This window comes from Stutzerimonas kunmingensis, assembly GCF_002929225.1.
Lineage (GTDB): Bacteria > Pseudomonadota > Gammaproteobacteria > Pseudomonadales > Pseudomonadaceae > Stutzerimonas.
The window spans coordinates 479,511-497,743 of record NZ_PISM01000014.1 but is presented as its reverse complement, the minus strand read 5'-3'; the positions used below and the strand labels follow the sequence as shown (position 1 = coordinate 497,743).

Annotated in this window: 14 protein-coding genes; 3 read left to right on the top strand and 11 right to left on the bottom strand. The window is 64.4% G+C overall.

All coding sequences use genetic code 11. The features are described 5' to 3' along the window. Nucleotides 1-170: 170 nt before the first annotated feature. The 5 genes from CW305_RS09000 to CW305_RS08975 all read right to left on the bottom strand — a co-directional run bounded on the left by CW305_RS09000 (nucleotide 171) and on the right by CW305_RS08975 (nucleotide 5,322). On the bottom strand, nucleotides 171-1,178 hold the full coding sequence (locus tag CW305_RS09000) for a lysylphosphatidylglycerol synthase domain-containing protein (protein WP_041013765.1): 1,008 nt from the start codon (nucleotides 1,176-1,178) through the stop codon (nucleotides 171-173). Beyond that, entirely contained in the window at nucleotides 1,175-2,419 is a 1,245-nt protein-coding gene (gene clsB, locus CW305_RS08995; protein ID WP_014820201.1) for a cardiolipin synthase ClsB, read from the bottom strand. Before clsB ends, CW305_RS09000 begins: the two co-directional genes overlap by 4 nt. Continuing rightward, a complete protein-coding gene (locus CW305_RS08990) occupies nucleotides 2,416-3,219 on the bottom strand; it encodes an endonuclease/exonuclease/phosphatase family protein (protein ID WP_014820202.1) in 804 nt (267 codons plus the stop codon). The genes clsB and CW305_RS08990 overlap by 4 nt, the downstream gene beginning before the upstream one ends. Further along, nucleotides 3,216-4,133 (bottom strand): DUF72 domain-containing protein, encoded by a 918-nt coding sequence (locus CW305_RS08985; RefSeq protein ID WP_041013769.1) that lies wholly within the window; start codon nucleotides 4,131-4,133, stop codon nucleotides 3,216-3,218. The genes CW305_RS08990 and CW305_RS08985 overlap by 4 nt, the downstream gene beginning before the upstream one ends. 268 nt (nucleotides 4,134-4,401) lie before the next feature. Further along, the gene (locus CW305_RS08975) at nucleotides 4,402-5,322 is read right to left on the bottom strand and encodes a LysR family transcriptional regulator (RefSeq protein ID WP_104097684.1); all 921 of its coding nucleotides are present in this window, start codon (nucleotides 5,320-5,322) and stop codon (nucleotides 4,402-4,404) included. A 103-nt stretch (nucleotides 5,323-5,425) separates the two neighbouring features. Here CW305_RS08975 and CW305_RS08970 point away from each other — a divergent pair, with 103 nt between their 5' ends. Genes CW305_RS08970 through CW305_RS08960 form a run of 3 tightly spaced genes read left to right on the top strand, consistent with a single transcriptional unit; the run spans nucleotide 5,426 to nucleotide 7,914 of the window. Then, nucleotides 5,426-6,259 (top strand): DODA-type extradiol aromatic ring-opening family dioxygenase, encoded by an 834-nt coding sequence (locus tag CW305_RS08970; protein WP_104097683.1) that lies wholly within the window; start codon nucleotides 5,426-5,428, stop codon nucleotides 6,257-6,259. A gap of 10 nt (nucleotides 6,260-6,269) precedes the next feature. Next, complete coding sequence (locus tag CW305_RS08965; RefSeq protein ID WP_014820206.1) at nucleotides 6,270-7,064, top strand: SDR family NAD(P)-dependent oxidoreductase; 795 nt, start codon at nucleotides 6,270-6,272, stop codon at nucleotides 7,062-7,064. Further along, nucleotides 7,048-7,914: a DUF2218 domain-containing protein gene (locus CW305_RS08960; protein ID WP_014820207.1), complete on the top strand. Its 867-nt coding sequence runs from the start codon at nucleotides 7,048-7,050 to the stop codon at nucleotides 7,912-7,914. The genes CW305_RS08965 and CW305_RS08960 overlap by 17 nt, the downstream gene beginning before the upstream one ends. A gap of 3 nt (nucleotides 7,915-7,917) precedes the next feature. Here CW305_RS08960 and CW305_RS08955 read toward each other — a convergent pair whose 3' ends face one another. The 6 genes from CW305_RS08955 to treZ all read right to left on the bottom strand — a co-directional run bounded on the left by CW305_RS08955 (nucleotide 7,918) and on the right by treZ (nucleotide 18,228). Beyond that, the gene (locus tag CW305_RS08955; RefSeq protein ID WP_014820208.1) at nucleotides 7,918-8,787 is read right to left on the bottom strand and encodes a M23 family metallopeptidase; all 870 of its coding nucleotides are present in this window, start codon (nucleotides 8,785-8,787) and stop codon (nucleotides 7,918-7,920) included. 190 nt (nucleotides 8,788-8,977) lie between these two features. Further along, complete coding sequence (gene glgX / locus CW305_RS08950) at nucleotides 8,978-11,128, bottom strand: glycogen debranching protein GlgX (protein ID WP_104097682.1); 2,151 nt, start codon at nucleotides 11,126-11,128, stop codon at nucleotides 8,978-8,980. Between the two features lie 98 nt (nucleotides 11,129-11,226). Continuing rightward, on the bottom strand, nucleotides 11,227-11,580 hold the full coding sequence (locus CW305_RS08945) for a DUF2934 domain-containing protein (RefSeq protein ID WP_044313789.1): 354 nt from the start codon (nucleotides 11,578-11,580) through the stop codon (nucleotides 11,227-11,229). After that, on the bottom strand, nucleotides 11,577-14,387 hold the full coding sequence (locus CW305_RS08940) for a malto-oligosyltrehalose synthase (RefSeq protein ID WP_104097681.1): 2,811 nt from the start codon (nucleotides 14,385-14,387) through the stop codon (nucleotides 11,577-11,579). Before CW305_RS08940 ends, CW305_RS08945 begins: the two co-directional genes overlap by 4 nt. Beyond that, entirely contained in the window at nucleotides 14,384-16,459 is a 2,076-nt protein-coding gene (gene malQ / locus CW305_RS08935) for a 4-alpha-glucanotransferase (RefSeq protein WP_104097680.1), read from the bottom strand. The genes CW305_RS08940 and malQ overlap by 4 nt, the downstream gene beginning before the upstream one ends. Continuing rightward, entirely contained in the window at nucleotides 16,456-18,228 is a 1,773-nt protein-coding gene (treZ, locus tag CW305_RS08930; RefSeq protein WP_104097679.1) for a malto-oligosyltrehalose trehalohydrolase, read from the bottom strand. The genes malQ and treZ overlap by 4 nt, the downstream gene beginning before the upstream one ends. Between the last annotated feature and the right edge of the window lie 5 nt (nucleotides 18,229-18,233).

The window sequence follows — 18,233 nt, the reverse complement described above, 5'->3', positions numbered from 1 at the left end:
CCACGGACGCCGCGGTCGAGCATGTCGTGGATTGAGCTGCTGACAGAACCGACCGGTGAGGCAGTGCCACCGTGGCTCCGTTCAAGTATCCGCCTTTGTAGCAGCGGGCCCTGGCCGCGAACGGAGCACATCTCGAATCGCGGTCTTCCCGGAAATTGCTTCGCTGACCCTCAGCCCGTTTCCTGGGAGACGGTCTGCTGGTCGCCGGCCTGGTTGCTGCTGCGCAATTTCTTCGCCCGGGCTTCGAGCACCACATAGACGAGGGTGGCGAACAGCAGCGGGATCAGGAAGTAGATCACCCGGTAGCCGATCAGGCCGCCGACGATGGCGCCTTTGCTCATCTCGTCGGCGAGCATCGCCACGAATACCGCCTCGATGACACCGAGGCCGGCCGGGATGTGGGTGACCACGCCGGCAATGCTGCTGATCATCAGGATACCCAGCACTTCGGGGTAGGCGGCCTTCTGGGAGAGCATGAAGTACACCACCAGCGCCATGAGTGACCAGTTGGCCGCGCCCAGCACCAGCTGGATCAGCGCCAGGCGCAGCGAAGGCAGTTGAATCTCGTGGCCGCGTATGGTCCACGAGCGGCGCTTGGAGAAGCCGCACAGCCATAGATACACCATGCAGGCGACCAACAGCCCAGCGCCAAGTCCCCGCAGGGCGGTGAAGCCGATTTCCCAGCTGGCCGGCGGTTTGATCCAGCCCATGGCGAAGATCATTCCGGCCAGCCACATATAACCCAGCCAGTTGGTCAGGACGCTCATGGTGAACACCCGCGTGATCTGCGAGGGCTTCAGGCCCAAGCGCGAATACAGTCGGAAACGCAAGGCGATGCCGCCGACCCAGGCGCTCAGGTTGAGATTGAAGGCGTAGCAGACGAAGGTGACCGGCAGGATCTGTCGGATCGGCAGGTCATGCCGTGCATAGCCTTTACCGAGCACGTCGAAGAAGCAGTAGACAAGGTAGCTTCCAAACGCGGCCGCGCCGGCCATCCACAGCGTCTGCGCCTGGTAGTTGCGCAGGGTCTTGTAGACCTCTGCCCAGTCGAGGTTGCGCGCAAGGCCGATCAGCAGGCCGACGATCAGGGCGAAGAAGACGTAGGTGAGGATCTTCTTGATCAGTGGCCAGCGCCGGCGCCAGCCGCTTTTTGCCTCGGCCTGGTTGGTCTGGCTCATTGGTGGTCTCGCTGCAGGGGGGAGGGCACGGGATCGAGTGGGCGGGTGGTGTCCGGATCGATCAGCTCCAGGCGCGGCTTGTGCTCGGGGAACAGGCTGACCAGTCCCGGGAAGTGCCGCAGGAAGTGGAAGATCAGAAAGGCCAGCGGCGCACGCCACCAGAATCCGCGGACGATCCGCTCCAGCGGAATACGCCGGCAGTCGGTCTGCAGCAGGTGATCGAGGCGCTCGTGCAGGTGGCGGTTGAACACATGATCACGAATGATCAGGTTGGCCTCCAGATTGAGCGACAGGCTCAGCGGATCGAGGTTGCTCGAGCCGACTGTGGACCACTCGTAGTCGGCCAGCGCGACCTTGCCATGCAGCGGGCGGCGGCAGTACTCGTGGATCTCCACGCCGTCGCGCATCAGGTAGTTGTAGAGCATGCGCGCGCCGAACTTGGCGATGGGCATGTCCGGCTCGCCCTGGAGGATCAGCCGCACCCGCACCCCGCGCCGCGCGGCGTTGCGGATTTCCCGCAACACACGATAACCGGGGAAGAAATAGGCGTTTGCAATCAACAACCTGGAGCGAGCATCTCGAATCGCTTGCAGGTAGTGCTGCTCGATGTCGTTGCGGTGCTGGTCGTTGTCGCGGATGACGAACAACGCCCGCGCCTCGCCACGGCTGACGCCACCGTAACCCGGCGTCTGATGCCGCATGCGCCGCCGCCACCAGCGATGGGTCGGCTTGTCCGGTGCGATCTGCGCCAGTGCGAAGTGGTGGATATCACGCACCACGGGACCTTCCACCTGCAGGGCATAGTCCTGCTTGGCGGCCGGCCCGAAGTCACCCAGGTGATCGGCGGAGAAGTTGATGCCGCCGATGAAGGCGACCTCGCCATCGACCACGACGATCTTGCGATGCATGCGCCGGAACACGTTGAGCCGGCGGCCGAGTAGGCGCTTGCCGGGATCGAACATGTGAATACGCACGCCGACCCGGGTCATGGCGGTGACGAAATCACCGCACAGGTCCGCCGAGCCGTAGCCGTCCACAGTCACATCGACGCTGGCGCCGTTTTCCGCGGCGGCGATCAGCGCTTTCTGCAGCTCCGCGCCTACCTTGTCCTGGAACAGGATGAAGGTTTCCAGCAGCACTTCTTTCTTGGCCTGGGCGATGACCTCGAACACTCGAGGAAAGAACTCTTCGCCGTTTTCCAGTAACTGAAGGCGATTCCCGTCTCTCCAGTGGTAACTCATAGATGTATCTCCACCGCTAGGGGCAGATGATCTGACAAGTGCGTCCAGGGTTTGTTACCGAGGATTCGCGCATCGTGGCTGCTGGCATTGCGCACATAGATGCGGTCCAGGCGCAGCATCGGCCAGCGTGCCGGGAAGGTTTTCGCCACCTGACCCTGGGAAACGGCGAAGACCTCATGCAGGCCAGCACAGCGGTCCAGGGTCCTGGTGGCCTTGAGTCGCCAGTCGTTGAAGTCTCCCGCGACCACCACCGGCGCACCTTCGGGCAGCGAGTCGAGCAGGTTGCAGAGCAGTTCCAGTTGCTGCTGACGGTGCGACTCGCGCAGCCCAAGGTGTACGCAGATCGCGTGAAACTCGTCGTGCCCCGGCACCTGCAGCACGCTATGCAATAGGCCGCGGCGTTCCGGGCCGGCGATGGAAATGTCGAGGTTCTCGTAGCGGATGATCGGAAACTTCGACAGCACGGCATTGCCATGGTCGCCGTCCGGGTAAACCGCGTTGCGGCCGTAGGCGAAATCGGTCCAGATGCTATCGGCCAGGAACTCGTACTGCGGCGTGGAGGGCCAGTTGTGAAAGCGCATTGCGTGCTTGTCGTGGGTGCCGAGAACTTCTTGCAGGAACACCACATCCGCCGAGACACTGCGCACCGCTTCACGCAGCTCGGGAAGGATGAAGCGACGGTTGAGTGCGGTGAAGCCCTTGTGCGTATTGACCGTGAGAATGCGGATCGAATTGACCGCTGTCGCCATGTGGGCATCGAGGTCGGCGCTTTCGATCGGGTGATTTTTGTCCAGAGTCAAACCATTGCTCCTTCCAGTTGGCCAGGCGTGGCCTGCAGGTGTTCATCCAGGCCGAGCCGGCGCAGCAGTTGCCGCGCGTCATAGGGCGCGCGAACCTTCACGTCGTTGTCGAAATAGCAGTACACCGCGCGGGATTTGCGCGGCCGCGGCTTGCGCGGGCTGGTCAGTCGCGCGTCATCGGGCTGGTCGCCGTCGCTCCAGCGCTGGATGCGTTGGCACCAGTGGTCCAGCGCGGCATCGGTGTAACCGCTGGTATAGAGCTCCTCCGCGCCATGCAGGCGGATGTAGACGAAGTCGCTGGTGAGGTCTTCTAGGTGCGGCCACTTGCCGGCGGTGTCGGCCACCACCAGCGCGACCCGGTACTTGCGCAGCAGGTCGATGAATTCGGGCGCGGCGAAACTGGCGTTGCGGATTTCCACCGCATGCCGCATCGGCCGCTTGCGGTCGATGGACAGGTAGCTGCGCCCCTCCATGCGGGGCTCGCATCCTTTGGCGATGGCCAGCGCGGCTTCGGTGTCGTGGGGCAGCTGGCGAAGAAAAGTCTCGAACAGTTCCGCATCGAATTTGAACGAAGGCGGGAACTGCCAGAGGATCGGCCCGAGTTTTTCCTTGAGCTGGAAGATTCCCGAAGCGAAGAAGTTGGCGATCGGTTTCTCCACATCGTTAAGACGGCGCACGTGGGTTATGTAGCGCGGCCCCTTGATGCTGAAAACGAAGCCCTTTGGCGTATCGGCGTACCAGTCGGCATAGCGTTCCGGGGTCTGCAGCGAATAGAACGAGCCATTGATCTCGATGCTGCTCACCGCGCGCGAGGCGAACTGCAGTTCCTTCTTCTGCGTCAGCCCCTTGGGGTAGAAATCGCCGCGCCAGGGCGCATAACGCCAGCCGGATATACCGATATGAATGTTCGCCATGGACGGGCCCTACCGTGCAATCAGGACAGACGAGGCGCTTGCCGGATTACTGGCGGCGGTAGCTGCTACGCAGGGCGTTTCACCGGTGATGGGGTTGACCGCTTTCATAACCACTCCAATTCGCCCAGACAGGTGCGCAATCGCCGATGCGCACATCTGTTCCGACTTTTGCGCGCAGTAGCGGTTCACCTTTTCTATCGCGGTGGTGGCAGTTTTAGCGTGCGGGTTGCGCTCTGGACCGCGGTCTTGCGGCTGTACTGGACCGGATTCAGTCCGGCGACAGGCTCCACGGCAGGTCAGCGGAAAAGGCGTCGACCAGATAATCGATCATCACCCGGACCTTGGCCGGAGGACGTCTATCGGGCGGGTAGACGACGTGAATTCCACCAAGCTCGACGCACGGCTGATCCAGCTCGAGGGCGACCAGTTCACCGCTGCGCAACGCCTTGGCGACAATGAATTGCGGCTGGTAGATCACGCCCTGTCCACCGACCGCGGCGGCCACCAGGGCTTCCCCATTGTTGGCGACCAGGTCGCCGTTGACTGCGATCCGCACCTCGGCATTGCGACCGAACGGCCAGACCTTGCCCGCGGCGAGGCTCGCCAGGCTGTAGCCGAGACAGTTGTGCTGCCCCAGGTCGGCGACGCTGCGCGGCACGCCTCGCTCATCCAGGTAGCGCGGCGCGGCACAGACCAACAATGGGGAATCGGCAAGCTGGCGGGCCTGCATGGGACTGTCCTGCAGCCTGCCAATGCGAACGGCCATGTCCCAGCCGCCATCGATCAGGTCGATCCGGCTGTCGGTCAGGCCGAGTTCCACTTTCACCGCGGGATGGCGACGGCTGAACTCCGGAATGAGCGGGGCGATGAATTGCGTGCCGAACGTCAGCGGCACATTCATGCGCAACAGCCCGTTGGCCTCGATCCGCTGCGACGCAACGCTGGCCTCGGCTTCCTCTATCTCCGGGAGGATGCGCCGGCAGGCCTCCAGATAGTTGCTGCCGGCCTCGGTCAGGCTCAGGCGACGGGTGCTGCGGTGGAACAACTTGACCCCGAGACGGGCCTCCAGCGCATCGACATGCTTGCTGGCCATCGCTGGCGACATTTCCAGATGGCGCGCCGCCGCCGAGAGGCTGCCTGCCGTGGCAGCGCGGGCGAATATGCGCATGCCAGTGATTCTGTCGAGCATCGCGGCTCCTACTCTTGGTTAAAACTGTGTGTGCCTTTTAGCAGGTTCTCTCACTGCTGAGTGTAGGTCATGCTTTGTCGCACGTCCTTCACGGAGTCCGCTGATGATTGCCAGTGATCCTGCTACCGATCGAACCATGCCGACGCTGTTCGTGCCGCATGGCGCCGGGCCTTGCTTCTTCATGGAGTGGAACCCGCCGACCGCCTGGAACGCCATGGCTGATTTCCTCAGGGGCATCGCCGCGACACTGCCGGCGAAACCGACGGCCATCGTGCTGATTTCCGGGCACTGGCTGCAGCCGACGTTCAGCGTCACCAGCGCTGCGCGGCCGGCATTGGTCTACGACTATCACGGCTTTCCACCGCACACCTATGAGCTGCGCTATCCGGCTGCAGGTGAGCCGCGGCTGGCTGCGCGTATCGCCGGTCTGCTCGAAGACGCTTCGCTCGGTGGCCATGAGGACGTACAGCGCGGCTTCGACCACGGCATGTTCATCCCGCTGAAGCTGATGTTTCCCGACGCGGATATCCCGGTGGTGCAGCTTTCGTTGCGCAGCGACCTCGACCCGCAGGCACATATCGAGGCCGGTCGTGCCTTGCAGGGCTTGCGCAAGGACGGGGTGCTGATCGTCGGCAGTGGCATGAGTTTTCACAACATGCGTGGTTACGGTGATGCGCGCTTCACGCCGATTTCCGCCGAGTTCGATCACTGGCTGAGCGCTGCGGTCGAAGCCGCACCGGCACAGCGCGATCTCGCGTTGCAGCACTGGGAGCAGGCGCCATCGGCGCGGCTCTGCCATCCGGCGCGCGCCGAGGAGCATCTGCTGCCGCTGCTGGTCGCCGCCGGAGCGGCGGGGCAGTCGAGCGGGCGCAAGTTGTTCGGCGACCGGGTCATGGAGACCGAGCTATCCGCATACGGTTTTGGTTACGACGACTGAGGAGCAGGCAATGCATATCGATCTATCGGGCAAGAAGGCCATCGTCACCGGTTCAACCGACGGCATCGGCCTGGCCATCGCCATCGGCCTGGCCAAGGCGGGCGCCAGCGTGGTGCTGGTGGGCCGCGAGCAGGGGCGCCTGGATGCCGCGCTGGCACAGCTGCGTGAAAGCAGCGGTCGCGCCGATGCCGTCGGCGTGGTTGCCGATGCCGGCACCGCGGCGGGCTGCCAGACGCTGATCGCCGCCCAGCCGGAGGCGGACATTCTGGTCAACAACCTCGGCATCTACGGCGCCCGGCCGTTCTTCGAGATCGGCGACGAGGAGTGGCAGCAGATATTCGAGGTGAACGTGCTCAGCGGCGTGCGCCTGTCGCGGCATTACGCCCGCGGCATGCAGGCGCGCGGTTGGGGGCGCATCCAGTTCATCTCCAGCGAATCGGCGCTGAACATCCCGGCGGAAATGGTCCACTACGGCGTCAGCAAGGCCGCGCTGCAGGGCGTCTCGCGCGGGCTGGCCAAGGTACTGGCCGGCAGCGGCGTGACCGTCAACAGCATCCTGCCGGGGCCGACGCGCACCCATGGCGCGCTGGCGATGATGGCGGCGATGGCCGAGGAGCGCGGCGTGTCGGTGAGCGAGATGGAAGCGCTGTTCCTCAAGGAAAACCGCCCCTCGACGCTGCTCAAGCGCTTTGCCACGCCCGAGGAAGTGGCCAACCTGTGCGTCTATGCAGCCTCGCCGCAGGCGAGCGCGACGACCGGCGCGGCACTGCGTGTCGAAGGAGGCATCGTTGAAAGCATCGCCTGAGCTGCACTACCCGTGCAGCAGCGCCGCCACGGTGGCGACCGCCAATCCGTCGCGGCTGATCAACCGGCTGTGCAAGCACTGGGCGCACAAATTCCCGGTGCGCCACGACGAGCAGGGCGGCGAGATCACCCTCGGCATCGGCGAGTGTCGCTTGCGCGCCGCCGAGGCTGGCCTGGAGGTCCGCCTGCACGCCGCTAACCCCGCACAGCTGCGGCAACTGCAACAGGTGGTCGCCGAGCATCTTCTGCGCATGGCGTCCGGCGAGGCCCTGGTGTTCGCCTGGCATGCCGGCGCCGGCGCCGGCGCGGCACCGGCCGAGGAGCGAAACAGGCTGCATGACACGCGCGAACGCTACGGCAGGATCAGCCGTGGCTTCCATTGGCTGATGGCCGGACTGATCGTCTGGCAGTTCCTCAAGCTCGGCGACCGCATCGACGAAGGCGAGCACTGGATCGGTCAGACACTGGTGCCCTGGCACATCTCCATCGGCGCCTTGTTGCTGGTGCTGGTGGTGCTGCGTGTGGTCTGGGCGTCGGCTCAGCGCGGGCGACGTCCGTTGCCGGACCCAGCCACGGCCGTGCTGGTCAAGGGCGGCCATCTGGCGCTGTACGCCTGCATGCTGTTGCTGCCGGTCAGCGGCATCCTGTTCATGCTCGGCAATGGCTACGGGCTGGAGGTGTTCGGCGTGCAGCTGGCAGCGAAAGGGCCGGAAATCGCCTGGGCGGCGTCGCTGGGCAGCATCCATTCGCCGCTCGCCTGGCTGACCGTGCTGCTGGTGGTCGGCCACGCCGGCATCGCGCTGCTGCATCACCTCATTCGGCGTGACGGTGTGCTGCAACGCATGCTGTGAGCGTTACGGCTCGCTCATCGCGAAGTTCGGCAGCGAATCGACCGGCTGGGCGAAACGGAAGGGGATGGACGCCAGTTCGTCCCCGATTTTTTTCTGCACCACGAAGTGCAGGTGCGGCCCGGTGCTGCGCCCGGTGTTGCCGGAGTCGCCCAGGCGAGTGCCGACCTTGACCTGCTGACCGGGGCGCACCTGCAACGAGCCACGGCGCAGGTGCAGGTAGGCGCTGTGGGTGCCGTCGGCATGCTCGATGCGCACGTAGTTGCCGGCCGGATCGGGAAAACGTCCGCGCTGACCATCACGCACCTTCACCACCGTTCCGGCGCGCGCCGCTACGATCGGTGTGCCCACCGGCATGGCGATATCCACCGCGTAGCGGCCCTTGGTGGTGTTGTGGCTGTAGTCGCCGCCGGCGCCCTGGGAGATGCGGAACGGCCCGCCTTTCCAGGGCAGGGCATAGGCGTGCCCGCCGACGTGGCCGCCGGCCATGCGCCGCGCCGGATCGGGCGCATAGATCATTCCGTAGCTGAAACTGTGGCGGTACATCAGCGGATAGCCGACCTGGCGCTTGACCAGCGTCGCCACGCGCAACTGGCTGCGCGGCGGCACCGTCTTGCGGATCACACCGTCGCGCAGCCCGGCCACATTGACCAGCCGGCTCAGACGCAGCGTGGCTTCGACCGGCACGTCCAGCTCGTTGCGCACATCCAGCACCTTGCCGGAGCGTGTGGGGTTGACCAGCAGGCGCACCGTGGCGGCGCGATTGCTCGGAACTTCGATGGGTTTCGCCGCGCTGCTGGCCGTCGCGGCGCTCGGTGCGAGGGTGGTGCCCAGCGCGAGCAGCAGCGCCAGGGCAAAGGGTCGGATTGCGTACATGGGCCTGTGATCCGTCACGAAAAGGACTGTTCGCCTGCCTCTGGCAGGTGAATCGGGTGGTCGCCACGGCGTTCGAGGGTGCGAGGCGGCCACAGGTTCACTGCCATACGTCGTGAAGTCGGTTCAGCCAGTGACGCGCGGAACGTCGAGCGGGCTGACGAACCCGCTCATCCGCGCGCCCGGCGCCGGCTCATTCGTCTTCCTTGATCAGCTCCAGCAACAGCAGCGAACGTCCGGTCACCGCGTATTCGTCGTTGAAGTCGAAACGCTCCGGGCGCACCAGCGGCTGGTTGGTGTCGATCAGGCGATTCCAGAAGATCCCTTGCGGCACCTCCGGCAGGGTGAAGTTCACCAGGTCATGATGCGCGTTTACGATGATCAGCAGCGTTGCGTCGGAGCCTGCACGTCGGATGCCCGTGGGCTGGGCTCGACCGTCAAGCAGCATGCCCATGCAGCGGTTGTGTGCGTCCTCCCACTGCTCGATGGACATTTCCTCCGCATTCGGCGCCAGCCAGGTCACGTCCTTCACACCGAGCTCTTCGTGGTAGGCGCCGACCAGAAAGCGCCCACGGCGAAGCATGGGGAAGCGCTGGCGCAAGCGGATCAGCTTACGAGCGAAACCCAGCAGGCCGTAGCTGTCTTCGCTGATGTCCCAGTTGACCCAGCCGATCTCGCTGTCCTGGCAATAGGCATTGTTGTTGCCGTGCTGTGTTCGGGCGAACTCGTCACCGGCGACGATCATCGGCGTGCCCTGGGAGAACAGCAGCGTGGCGAGGAAATTGCGCATCTGCCGATAGCGCAGCTCGTTGATCTCCGGGTCGTCTGTATGGCCTTCGACGCCATGGTTCCACGACAGGTTGTTGTCGCTGCCGTCGCGGTTGTCTTCGTCGTTGTCCTCGTTGTGCTTGTGGTTGTAGGACACCAGGTCCTTCAACGTGAAGCCGTCATGGGCGGTGACGAAGTTGATCGAGCTGAACGGACGTCGCCCGCGCTGGTTGAACAGGTCGCCGGAGCCGGTGAGACGGCTGGCAAAATCAGCCAGCTGGCCGTCGTCGCCTTTCCAGAACGAGCGCACCGTATCGCGGAACTGGTCGTTCCACTCGGCCCAGCCCGGCGGGAAACCGCCAACTTGATAGCCGCCGGGGCCGCAGTCCCAGGGCTCGGATATCAATTTGGTCTTGGCCAGCACCGGGTCCTGGCGACAGGCGACGAGGAAGCCGTGGCGCTCGTCGAAACCGTCATGCTCGCGGCCGAGAATGGTCGCCAGATCGAAGCGGAAGCCATCCACGTGCATCTCGGTCGCCCAATAGCGCAGCGAGTCGGTGACCATCTGCAGTACGCACGGGTGGCTCATGTCCAGCGTGTTGCCTGTGCCGGAATCATTGATGTAGTAGCGCTTGTCGTCCGGCATCAGGCGGTAGTACGAGGCGTTGTCGATGCCGCGCATGGAGAGGGTCGGGCCGCGCTCGTTACCCTCGGCGGTGTGGTTGTAGACCACGTCGAGAATCACCTCGAGGTCGGCGTTGTGCAGGTGAGCGACCATCTCCTTGAATTCGGTGATCTTGCCGCTGGCCAGATACTTGGGGTGCGGCGCGAAGAAGGCGATGCTGTTGTAGCCCCAGTAGTTGGCCATGCCTTTTTCGAGCAGATGCTGGTCTTGCACGAAGGCATGGATCGGCAGCAGCTCGATCGAGGAGACGCCAAGCTTGCGGATGTAGTCGATCACTTCCGGCGTCTTGAAGCCGGCGAAGGTGCCGCGCACATCGTCCGCTACCGCCGGATGGCGCATGGTGTAACCGCGCACGTGGGTCTCGTAGATGATCGTCTTGTCCCAGGGCACCTGCACAGGGTGATCGCGGCCCCAGGTAAAGGCCGGATCGATGATCTTGCACTTGGGCACGAAGGGGGCGCTGTCGCGCTCGTCAAAGCTGAGATCGCCGTCAGGGTGGCCAATGGTGTAGCCGAACAGCGCTTCGGACCATTTCAGCTCGCCTACCAGTTGCTTGGCATAGGGGTCGATCAGCAGCTTGTTCGGGTTGAAACGATGGCCGTTCTCCGGGTCGTACGGACCGTACACGCGGTAGCCGTATATCTGCCCGGGATGCGCATCCGGCAGGTAGCCGTGCCAGATCTCATCGGTGTACTCGGGTAACTCGATACGCTCGAGTTCGACCTCACCGCTGGAGTCGAACAGACAAAGCTCAACCTTGGTGGCATGGGCGGAGAAAATGGCGAAATTGACCCCCAGGCCGTCCCAGGTTGCCCCGAGCGGGAAGGGCAAGCCCTCGCTGATCCTGGACGGGGTCGTAACCTGCGGCACGTAGGGCTTCTTCTTACTCATGAAATCTCCAAAGGCGGATTCCGGATGGCGTGCCGAGGCGGGTGTCGGCGCGAACGATCATTCGACCGATCCCACGCCGACAAGATGCCTGCCGCCGGTCAGCTTTCCTTCTTTGCCCGCGAGGTGCGTGTTTTCTTGATGGTTTCGGGGGTGCCGGCCTTGGCATCGGTGCCAGCCTTGGGTGCAGCACGGCTCGCGCGGGGCTTGGCCGCCGGTGCGTCCTTCGCATCCTTAACGTCCTTGGTCTTGCTCTTGGCTTTGGGTGTGGCATCGGTGGGTTTGGTGGCGGTCTTGCGTGGGCGGCTGGCAGGCTTGGCATCGGCAGCGCCGTATTCGGCCTCGACCAGCTTGCGCGCCATTGCCCAATGGCGCTCATCTTCCCCTTCCGGGCAACCCTCGGATTGCCAGATCTGATAAGCGAACTCGCGGATACGTTGCTCTTCTGAACTCATTGTTGGGATTCTCCATTTGCGGTCATAGACGTATGCAGGACGGCCGCCGATAGTCCGTCCAGAACGCGCGCAACCTCTAGGCTGGCTTGTTGGGATGAGACTGTCGTTCCGTCGAAAAGTCGCTCGAATTCACTACCGTTTAGCGCCTCGGGCAGTTCGATCCGGGTGTTGCCCCAGCGCTGCGCCGGAATGCTCGGTACTCCACGATCCCCCAGCAGATCCGCTGCCAGCCGCGGCACCACGACTACCACCCACTCGCCTTCCAGCTCGCGGGCGAATGCCAGCAGCTGCTCGGCCTGCTCGCCAGAAACCGCAAGCGGCAGATAGCGGCCTTCGCTGAACAGCCGCGGGTAGCGTCGACGCAGCTGCAGTGTGCGGCGGATCACAGCTTGCTTGATGCGACCGTCGTGCCAGCTTTGCAGCAGCTCATCGAGCGAGGCCGCGCTGGCGAGGCTGTGCTGCCGTGCAGTGAAGTCCACCGGCCGTCGGTTGTCGGGATCGACCAGGCTGAAGTCCCAGTACTCGGCGCCCTGATAGAGGTCGGGCACGCCGGGGGTGGTCATGCGCAGCAGACTTTGCACAAGGCTGTTCAACGCACCGGCAGGGGCCAGTTCGGCAGCGGCCGCAGCGATATCGTCCCGTAATGGTGCACCTTCGTCAGCGAGCAGCAGGTACTCGACGTGCTGGCGGCAGGCGCTTTCGTAATCGCTGTTGGGGTCGCTCCAGGTGGTGCGCAGCTTGGCCTCGCGCAGGGCTTTCTCCTGCCATTGCAGGATGCGTGTGCAGTACTGCTCCACCGCCGCCTGGTCGTCCACCCGAAGCTCCAGCGGCCAGCTGCCGAGCAGAATCTGGAACAGCATCAGCTCATCGCCGGGCGAGGGCGCCGCACCATCGCCAAGCTGCTGGATTCGGCTGGCGGTCATCTCGCGCCAGCGCCGCACCTTGCCGGCAAACCATTCGGCGCGCTCGCTGATTACCGCGATGCGCGCGCGGGTATCTTCGCCACGCTTATGGTCGTGGGTCGCGGTGGTCAGCATGTTGCGCGGGAAGTGCTCGGCGCGTTGTAGGCACTCGTCGTGGAATGCCTGCAATGGCGCGCTGAAGTGCTGTGGGTCGAAACCGACATCATTGCGCGACAGTAGAATGCCGGAGCGGTAGCAGGCGGTATCCTCGACGGCCTTTGCCGCAGCCGGTGAGGTTAGCTGCTGGAAGCGTGTGCAGGCGTAGCGACGAATCTTGCGCAGGCTACGCGGCAGTTGCCGCAGGCTTTCGCCGCCGAGCCAGCGCTGCAGATGCTCGAGCAACGGCCAGTCGGCCTCGCTCAAGGTCGTCTTCGCGCCGTCCAGCGCCTGCTGGAAGAACGGCTCATCGGCCTCGCGGCGGCCCGGTGCGGCAATGTAGGTGCGATACACCGGGAAGTGAATGATCAGCTCCAGCAGGGCGCGGCGAATCGCGCCGAGGGTGATGTCGCGGGTCATCACGTCGCCGCGGGCGACCTGCAAAAGCGACAGGGCGACGGTTTCGAAGTCGCCTGCCAGCGGGCCAGCCAGCACCAGCTGGCGAGCCTGGCGAGCCTCTTCCATGAAATCCGTGGTGCGTCCGCTGGTCTCGCTCCACAAGGAGCACAGAAGTGATTCGCCAGCCGGGTCATGTTGCAGCAGCGACACCTGATTCATGAATTCGTAACCGGTGGTGCCGTCAACACCCCAGTCGTCATGCAGCCGCTCGCCGCCGGCGAGAATTTTCTCGACGTAGATCGGCACGTGATCCTGCACCGCGTCCTGCGGGCGCCCGGCATTCAGCCGATCGACACGCCGGCGCAGGCGCCGGCAATAGCCGCGCGGGTCGGCCAGGCCGTCGATATGGTCGATGCGCAGGCCGTCGACCAGGCCATCGCCGATCAGCTCGAAAATCTTGGCGTGGGTTTCCTCGAACACCACCGGACGTTCGACGCGCAAGCCGCCCAGCTCATTGATGTCGAAGAAGCGCCGCCAGTTAATGTCGTCACCCGCAGTCCGCCAGCTGGCCAGCCGATAGTTCTGACGTTCCAGCAGGCTGTGCAGGCGGCGGAAGCCGTCATCGGTAGTGGAGTCGTAGCAATTGAGCGCCTGCTCCAGCGCCTGGCGGGTGCTGGCGTCCTGCAGCTGCTCGGCGAGCTCGGTGCGTAGCAAGCGAGCTGCCTGGTAAGGCGCGGGCTCGGTCTTCAGGGCATCGAAGTGCTGCGCCAGGGTACGCAGCTGCGGATGATCGGCGGCACGCAACACCTCGCCGTAGCTCGGCGGGGTGATCGGAAAACGGTGCTCGTAATGCTCGGCGTACAGCGAGCCGTTATCAACGTCCAGGCGCAGCTTCACGGTGCCCTGCTGCAGCGCCTCGCCGTAGTCGCTGCCAAGGAAGGGCACCAACAACTGGCCTTCGAGCAGGGGGTCCGGCGAATTCCATTCGATGTCGAAGAACTGCGCGTACGGGCTGCGGCGGCCCCACTCGAGTACGTCCAGCCACCAGGCGTTGCCCGAGCCACCGACCGCCATGTGGTTGGAGACGATGTCGAGGATGAGCCCCATGCCCTTGCCACGCAGGGCCTCCACCAGACGCTGCAACGCCGGCTCGCCACCCAGTTCAGGGTTGATGCGGGTCGGGTCGATCACGTCATAGCCGTGCATGGAGCCGGGGCGGGCGGTCAGCAATGGGGACGCATAGATGTGGCTGATGCCGAGTTCCGCGAAGTAGTCGACCAGCGCAGTAGCGTCGTCGAGAGTGAAGTCGCGGTGAAACTGCAATCTCAGGGTTGCGGTTAGGTCTTTCATCGATGCGCAGCTCCACGATGGTTACGACGGGCCTGCGCAAAGGACGCCAGCCGACGGCTACTGGCCGGGCTGTCGAGCAATGTTGCACTGTCGCCGGGATAACGGCGACGCCAGTTGGGATGGGTTTCGACGATGCCGGGCATGTTGGTCTGTTCTTCCAGACCGAGCGCATCCTCCACCGGAACCAGTACCAGCGGCGCGGGGGTGTGCGCCAGGAAGCAGATGGCGGCATCGACCGCCTCCTCGGCGTTCAGCAGCACGTCCGGGTTCTTGCCGCTGTACTCGCACAATGCGCGATTCAGCCCTGCGCGTTCTTTCTCACGCGCTTGCCACTGGGCATCACGGTCCGATTCGGGCACCTGGCCGACCTTGATGCGCCAGTCGATATCGTGACCGTGCCACCAGCCCGTCAGGGTCGGGATATCGTGGGTGGTACTGGTTGCCAGCGCCTGCGCCGGGTACTGGGCAGGCGTCTGGAAATGGCCGTCGTGCTGTTCGAACAGCAGCACCCGCATACCGAGGATCCCCCGTGCCGCGAGTACGTCACGCAGGCCGTGGGGAATGGTGCCGAGGTCTTCGCCGAGGATCACCGCCTGGTGGCGCCAGGCCTCGAGGCAGAGCAGGCGCAGCATGTCGTCGAAGGGAAAGTTGAGGTACACGCCGCGCTTCGGGTCGGCACCGGCGGGTACAACCCAGAGACGCTTCAGGCCCAGCACGTGGTCGATACGCATGCCGCCGGCATGGGCGAGGTTGGCGCGCAGCATTTCAATATAGGCACGGAAGCCGTTCTGCCGCAGGCCCCAAGGCGAGAAAGCGGAAATGCCCCAGTTCTGGCCATCGCGATTCATGATGTCCGGCGGCGCGCCAACACTCAGCGATGCCAACAGCTCGGCCTGGCGGCTCCAGGCCTGACTGCCGCCGCCATCGGCGCCGACGGCGAGATCGGAAATCAACCCGATGCGCATACCGGCGCTGCGCGCGGCGACCTGGGCACGTTCCAGGCCGCGGGCCATCAACCACTGGCCAAAGGCGTGGTAACTCACCTCATCGGCATGTTCCCGGGCAAAGGCCTCAACGGCCGGGCTGGAGGGATCGCGGTATTCGCTTGGCCAGTCGTTCCAGTGCTGCGTGTGGCCCTGTGCGTCCCGCAAATGAGTGTGCAGGGCTTCGAAGCGGCAGTGGTTTTCCAACGCCTCGCCACCGCTCGCGCGGAAGCTGTCGAAATCCACCTGCAGGGCGTTGCCGCCCTTGCTGAAGTCGTCGAACAGCTGCCGCAACAGGCGATGCCGCGATTGCGCCACGGCCGGCCAGTCGATCAGCTCCAGGCGCTCGAGCCGTTTCAATTCCTCACCTAACCCGCAAGTCTCGATCGCTTGGCGCAACGGCCGCTCACCAAGGATCGAACCCGGCGCGGCGTGCAGCACGTTGAAGAACAGCCGGCTCGACGGTGAGTAAGGGCTGTACTGATCGATATGCGCGCCGAACATGGCGTGCACTGGACTGATTCCAAGCGCATCGGCTCCGTGGGCAGCGGCGTTGCTGACCAGCGCCTCCAGTGCCTGGGTGTCGCCCAGGCCACCATCGTCCGCGCGGCGCAGCCCGTATAACTGCACCGTCAGGCCCCAGGCGTCCGCCCCGGCGATCTCGGCGACTGTGGGGCAGGAGAGCGGGGCGATAGCCACGGTCAGCTGATACTTGTCGATGGTCAGCCGGTAGTAGCCGGGCGTGTCGATGGCTGGCAGGCGCGCCTGGTTGTCGAGCGTGCCCTGCTGAACACCGCCATCTTCTGCCCGCAACTCGAAACGACTGGTTGCCGGAAAATAGGCGGAAAGGTCCAGTGCAGCGTGCTGATCGCAGGTCAGCAGCGGCGGCACGCCGCCGTGGTTGTTCTTGTGCGCGAGAATCTCGAGGCTGGCTTCGATATCTGCATCGGTTTCCGCCGCCAGCCCGAGGCAGGTCAGCACGTCGCGCAGTACGGCCGGCTCGACCCGTTGTTCGCGGTTGTCGGCATCGACCCAGTCGATGGAGAGCCCGGCGGCTTCCGCCAGGCGGATCAGGGATTCGTCGCTCATTTGGCTTTCTCCAGATACAGCTTGGCCATACGAGGCGGCAATTGGCCGGGCGTGGCATCCGACGCACGGCTGGCGAACAGCAGCTGCGCTGCGCTAGACGGGGCGGGCAATGGAGCGGCTTGTTCGCCTAGGTTCAGCTCAAGGCACAGCTGACTGCCATCACCCAGCTGCCAGCGTGCAAGCACAGCGGCATCGCCCAGCACGCTGCAACCGAGGAAGGCGCTACCGGGCAGGCGCGGCACGATCTCGGCATGGCGAATGCTCAGCAGCTGGCGGTACAGCGCATGCCACTCGGCGTGCCCAGGTTGTGTCTGCACAGCAAAGTCCGGCCGCGACTGCTCGAACGTGGATACGGCGTTGGGATCGGGAATGCGCTCGCGGGTGGCTTCGTCGGCGAACTCGGAAAACTCGGCGAATTCGTTGCGGCGGCCTTCACGCACTGCATCGGCCAGCTCGCCGTGATGGCTGGTGAAGAACAGGAAAGGCTGTCGCGAGCCCCATTCCTCGCCCATGAACAGCAGCGGGACCATGGGGGAAAGCAGCAGGACGACGGTGGCAGCCCTGAGCGCGTCGGCATCGGCCAGCGTAACCAGGCGATCGCCAAAGGCGCGGTTGCCGGTCTGGTCGTGGTTCTGCAGGAACAGCACGAACGAGGTTGGTGACAGGTGCGCGCTGGGTTCGCCGCGGGCTTCACCACGGCGGTTGTTCTGCCCCTGATAGACGAAGCCTTCGCCAAGAAAGCGCGCCAGTTTGCTGGTCGCGTCCTGGTGATAGTCGGCGTAATAGCCCTGGCTTTCGTCGGTGAGCAGTGCATGCAGCACATTGTGGCCGTCATCGTTCCACTGCGCGGTGAAGCCCTGGGTCAGCAGGCTGGAGCGATTGTCCTCGTTCTCCAACACCAGATGCACATGGCGACCGGGTTCTACGGTGGCGTGCACGCGCTCGGCCAGTTCGGTGAGGAAGCTGCGGTCGGGAATGGCATGCACGGCATCGAAGCGCAGCCCGTCGAAGCGGTAGTCCATCAGCCACATCAGCGCGTTGTCGATGAAGAAGTCGCGGACTTCGCGGCGGCGGAAATCGATGCCATCGCCCCAGGGCGTCTGCTGGTCGTGGCGGAAGAAGTGTTTGGCGTAGCGGCCGAGGTAATTGCCGTCCGGGCCGAAGTGGTTGTAGACCACATCGAGAAACACCATCAGGCCCAGACCGTGGGCGGTATCGATCAGATGCTTGAGCTCTTCCGGACTGCCATAGGCCGCTTCCGGCGCGTAGGGCAGAACGCCGTCGTAACCCCAGTTGCGGTCACCGGGAAACTCGGCGATCGGCATCAGTTCGATGGCCGTCACGCCGAGTTCGGCAAGCCCGGCGAGGTGCTTTTCCATCTCGACGAAACCGCCATACAGACCGACATGGGTTTCGTACAGCACCGTCTCGTGCCAGGGACGACCGAGCCAGCTGCTGTTGCGCCACAGATAATTGTTGTGGGTGTCGACCACCAGGCTCGGCGCATGCACGTCACCCGCCTGCGCCCGCGAGGCGGGGTCGGGGACATGCAGTTCGTCGTCGATGAGAAACCGGTAGAGCGTACCGGCCCCGTAAGGGGCATCGATGCTGTACCAGCCTTCTTCAGTGGCGGTCATCGGCAGCGTTTGTGCGCCTACAACGATCAGACTGACGTTTTGCGCATCGGGCGCCCAAAGTCGGAAGCGGGTGGTCCCGTCTTCCAGCAACTCCGGCCCGTGATGCCCAATATGGGCACGCTGCTTCTGCATTGAAC

What these genes read in the sequence shown, in the direction of transcription:
- CW305_RS09000 (WP_041013765.1), bottom strand. Translation starts at nt 1,178, where the DNA reads ATGAGCCAGACCAACCAGGCCGAGGCAAAAAGCGGCTGGCGCCGGCGC.
- glgX (WP_104097682.1), bottom strand. Translation starts at nt 11,128, where the DNA reads ATGAGTAAGAAGAAGCCCTACGTGCCGCAGGTTACGACCCCGTCCAGG.
- CW305_RS08985 (WP_041013769.1), bottom strand. Translation starts at nt 4,133, where the DNA reads ATGGCGAACATTCATATCGGTATATCCGGCTGGCGTTATGCGCCCTGG.
- CW305_RS08975 (WP_104097684.1), bottom strand. Translation starts at nt 5,322, where the DNA reads ATGCTCGACAGAATCACTGGCATGCGCATATTCGCCCGCGCTGCCACG.
- CW305_RS08940 (WP_104097681.1), bottom strand. Translation starts at nt 14,387, where the DNA reads ATGAAAGACCTAACCGCAACCCTGAGATTGCAGTTTCACCGCGACTTC.
- CW305_RS08970 (WP_104097683.1), top strand. Translation starts at nt 5,426, where the DNA reads ATGATTGCCAGTGATCCTGCTACCGATCGAACCATGCCGACGCTGTTC.
- CW305_RS08965 (WP_014820206.1), top strand. Translation starts at nt 6,270, where the DNA reads ATGCATATCGATCTATCGGGCAAGAAGGCCATCGTCACCGGTTCAACC.
- treZ (WP_104097679.1), bottom strand. Translation starts at nt 18,228, where the DNA reads ATGCAGAAGCAGCGTGCCCATATTGGGCATCACGGGCCGGAGTTGCTG.
- CW305_RS08955 (WP_014820208.1), bottom strand. Translation starts at nt 8,787, where the DNA reads ATGTACGCAATCCGACCCTTTGCCCTGGCGCTGCTGCTCGCGCTGGGC.
- malQ (WP_104097680.1), bottom strand. Translation starts at nt 16,459, where the DNA reads ATGAGCGACGAATCCCTGATCCGCCTGGCGGAAGCCGCCGGGCTCTCC.
- clsB (WP_014820201.1), bottom strand. Translation starts at nt 2,419, where the DNA reads ATGAGTTACCACTGGAGAGACGGGAATCGCCTTCAGTTACTGGAAAAC.
- CW305_RS08945 (WP_044313789.1), bottom strand. Translation starts at nt 11,580, where the DNA reads ATGAGTTCAGAAGAGCAACGTATCCGCGAGTTCGCTTATCAGATCTGG.